General features: G+C 67.8%; 3 protein-coding genes. 1 reads left to right on the forward strand and 2 read right to left on the reverse strand.

What is annotated here, in order from left to right:
• On the forward strand, positions 1 to 1,519 hold a 1,519-nt coding region (locus AC1VTH_RS07480; RefSeq protein ID WP_481335515.1), incomplete at its 5' end, for an acyl-CoA dehydratase activase.
• A gap of 102 nt (positions 1,520 to 1,621) precedes the next feature.
• Here AC1VTH_RS07480 and AC1VTH_RS07485 read toward each other — a convergent pair.
• Positions 1,622 to 2,248, reverse strand: coding sequence for a nitroreductase family protein (locus tag AC1VTH_RS07485; protein ID WP_481335516.1), 627 nt, complete (start codon positions 2,246 to 2,248; stop codon positions 1,622 to 1,624).
• 30 nt (positions 2,249 to 2,278) lie between these two features.
• Positions 2,279 to 3,073, reverse strand: a complete 795-nt coding sequence (locus AC1VTH_RS07490; RefSeq protein ID WP_481335517.1) for a Cof-type HAD-IIB family hydrolase — start codon at positions 3,071 to 3,073, stop codon at positions 2,279 to 2,281.
• Positions 3,074 to 3,351 lie beyond the last annotated feature (278 nt).

The raw sequence follows: 3,351 nt of genomic DNA on the forward strand, positions 1-3,351 counted from the left end.
GGGATCCCTCGACTTTTTGTGGCTCGTCGCCCTGCCGCATCTGCGCGGGCCTCGCGAGGTCGCCCGCTTCCGCGCGCAGCTGCGCGCTCTCGCCGACGCCTTCGCCACCTGGAGCGGCCGCGAGTTCGACATCGCCCGGGCCTGCGCGAGCTTTGACGCGCCCGTGCCCCGCACCGACGAGCGCGTGACCCTCCTGGGCGCCCATGCGCCGCTGTCGCTCATCGACACCTGCCGCGACGAGCTGTCGCTCCACGTCGAGAACGGCACCTGCACCGGATTCAGGCAGGTGGCGAGCCCACCGCCCTCGCTCGTGCGCGCGCCGGCGCCCGCCTGCCACGGCTGCGCGGACGCAGGCGATGCCACGGGCGACGCGACCGCACGCGACGCCACCCCCGCCGCACCCCGCGACGACCTCGGCGCCTTTCTCGACTGGTACGCGGACGCCCTGCTCAATCAGCTGCCGTGTATGCGCATGGCAGACGCGGCCGAGAGGTCCGCGCTCGTGGGCGCGCCGGGCCAGCAAGGCGTCATCTACCACACCATGAAGTTCTGCGACTACTACGGCTTCGAGTACCTCGAGGCCACACGGGCAAGCGAGGTTCCCATGCTCAAGATCGAGACCGACGGCACGCGCCAGAGCGCGGGCCAGCTGCGCACGAGGCTCAAGGCGTTCGACGAGACGCTCCACGACGTGGCCGAGACGGGCGCCACGGGCGTGACGGCGCCCGTCGACGGCCCTATCTACGTGCTGGGCATCGACTCGGGCTCCACCTCGACCGACGCCGTGGTGGCGGACGGCGACGGCCAGATAGTGGCGAGCGTCATCGTGCCCACGGGCGCCAAGGCCTCCGCGGGCGCACGCCGCGCCATCGACGAGGTGCTCAAGCAGGCGGGCCTCTCCAACGACGACCTCACCCTGCGCGTCGCCACCGGCTACGGCCGCGACAACATCGAGGGCATGGACTGCGCCATCACCGAGATCACCTGCCACGCCCGCGGCGCGCACCACCTCATGCCCGAGGCTCGCACCGTCATCGACATCGGCGGCCAGGACTCCAAGGTCATCCACCTCGACGAGGCGGGCGGCGTCGCCAACTTCGTGATGAACGACAAGTGCGCGGCCGGCACCGGGCGCTTCCTCGAGGCCACGGCCCGTGCCATGGAGCTTACGCTCGACGAGTTCTGCCGCGTGGGCCTCGAGTGGAAGCACGACGTCAAGATCTCGAGCATGTGCACGGTCTTTGCCGAGAGCGAGGTCATCACCCTCGTGGCCGACGACACGCCTGTGGCCGACATCGTGCACGGCCTCGACATGAGCGTGGCGACCAAGACGGCCGCGCTCGCGAGGCGCGCCAAGGCCGAGCCCGCCTACCTCATGACCGGCGGCGTGGCCCAAAACGAGGGCGTCGTGCGCGCGCTCGAGGACGTGCTCGGGGCGCCTGTGGCAACAAACCCCAGCTCGCAGCTGTGCGGAGCCATTGGTGCCGCGCTTCTCGGCCTAGAGTCCCTGCAGCAGTAGGGCAACAGCAGGAATAGTGGGACAATTAAGCCCGTAGCTTTTCTGTCCCACTTTTCCTGCGGTTTGGGACGATAAGGCTCTGGGCTGTTCTGTCCCAAGTTGCTAGACGAGCGCCTGCTCCAGCGAGAGCTTGGGAACGTGATGGACGCTCGCGTCGTCACGCCAGTAGGTGGTGGTCCCGTCGGGCGAGGCCTCAAGCGGCTCGAGCACCACCTCCTCGGCCGGACGGCCCAGGGCCACCACCATGAGGGGCACCACGTCGGCGGCCTCGAGGCCCAGCGCCTCGCTCACCTTCTGCTTGTTGAACGCGTGGAGCATGCAGCCGCCATAGCCCGCCTGGCGCGCGGCGAGCATGACCGTCTGGGCGGCGATGCCCTCGTCGACCGCCGTGGTGGCGCCGTGCCCCGCATCGCAGATCACGATGTAGCCGGTGGGGCGCTCCCCCTGCGCGGGGCCATCCCAGTCCTTGAGGGCGCCCGCCCACGCAAGCTGGGCAAACACGGCGTCGCGCTCGGAGGCGGCACTCACGATGCGATAGCGCAGCGGCAGGCGGTTGGCGCCGCTCGCCACCACGCGCGCGAGGTCAACCAGCTCGATCATGAGGGCCTCGGGGATGGGGTCTCCCTCATCGAAGCGGCGAAAGGTGCGGCACCCCCTCACCACGCGGACAAAGTCGCTCAGATCAAAGTCCCTCTCGGCACGACGTGCCAGCTCCTCGAACTCGCTCATGAAAGCCTCCTTACCCGCGGACGCGCCGCGCTAGTCGATCAGTCCAAAGTGACGCAGGGCGTTTGCGATGCCATCGTCCTCGATGTTGTCGGTGACGTAGTCGGCGGCCGCCTTGGCCTCGTCGGTGCCGTTGCCCATAGCCACGCCCACCGTGCAGTACTGGAGCATCGTGGCGTCGTTGCCGCCGTCGCCAAAGGCGATGGCCCCGGCGCCCTCCAAGCCAAAGTGCTCCATCGTGGCGCGCACGCCCGCAGGCTTGCTGCTGGTGGCGGGCACCACGTCGCAGAACAGGTCGCACCAGCGGGCCACGATGCAGTCGCTCATGATCTGCTCGACCCGACCCTGCTCCGCGGGCGGCACAAAGACGCAGAACTGGTAGATGCCCTCGTCGAGCGACAAACGTGGGTCGCGGATGGGATAGGTACTGGCCACCATGCGCTCGAGCTCGTGGATGCGCTCGGAATCGCAGCTGGCCCAGGAGTTCTCGCGCGTGAGGACAATGGCGTCGAACGCACCGGCCTCTATCTGCTCGACCAGACGCTCGCAGAGGTCACGGTCAATGCGCACGTCAAAGTAGGTGCCCCCGGCGTCGTAGCACAGCGAGCCCGTCATGGTGACGTAGGCGTCGAAGCCGCCCTCGAAGCCCGGAAAGCCCTCGGCGATGCAGGGCGGCAGCTGAATGGGCGGACGACCCGTGCACAGCACGCACTTGACGCCACGGCGGCGCAGCTCGGCAAGCGCCGCCTTGGTCGATGGCGGAATGAGGTGGTTGGTCGACTTGCTCAGCAGCGTGCCGTCGACGTCAAAGAATGCGGCCTTGATCACGTTTGTCCCCTCTCGCGGCTCTTCGTGACCTAGGTTAGCAGCCCGCAACAGGCCCGAGCGGGGTCGGACGGACCGTCAGAGGGCTTCCGCATCAAAAATCATCGTCAAGTCGGTATCCTCATTGGTCCCCTGCAATGCATGCGGCCTCAAGCGCCAACAAAACCGCAGGTCGCGAGCTGCCAATCAAGCGGTCTACTCGGCAAGTTCCGAATAGGGTACCTACTTGATGACATTTTTTCTAAGGGGCAGCCCAACCGGCAAGTCGCACCCCAAGAATG

The sequence above is a fragment of the Parolsenella sp. genome (assembly GCF_982402205.1).

Excerpts from the sequence above, each read along its gene's own strand:
- AC1VTH_RS07485 (WP_481335516.1), bottom strand. The coding sequence starts at position 2,248 with ATGAGCGAGTTCGAGGAGCTGGCACGTCGTGCCGAGAGGGACTTTGAT.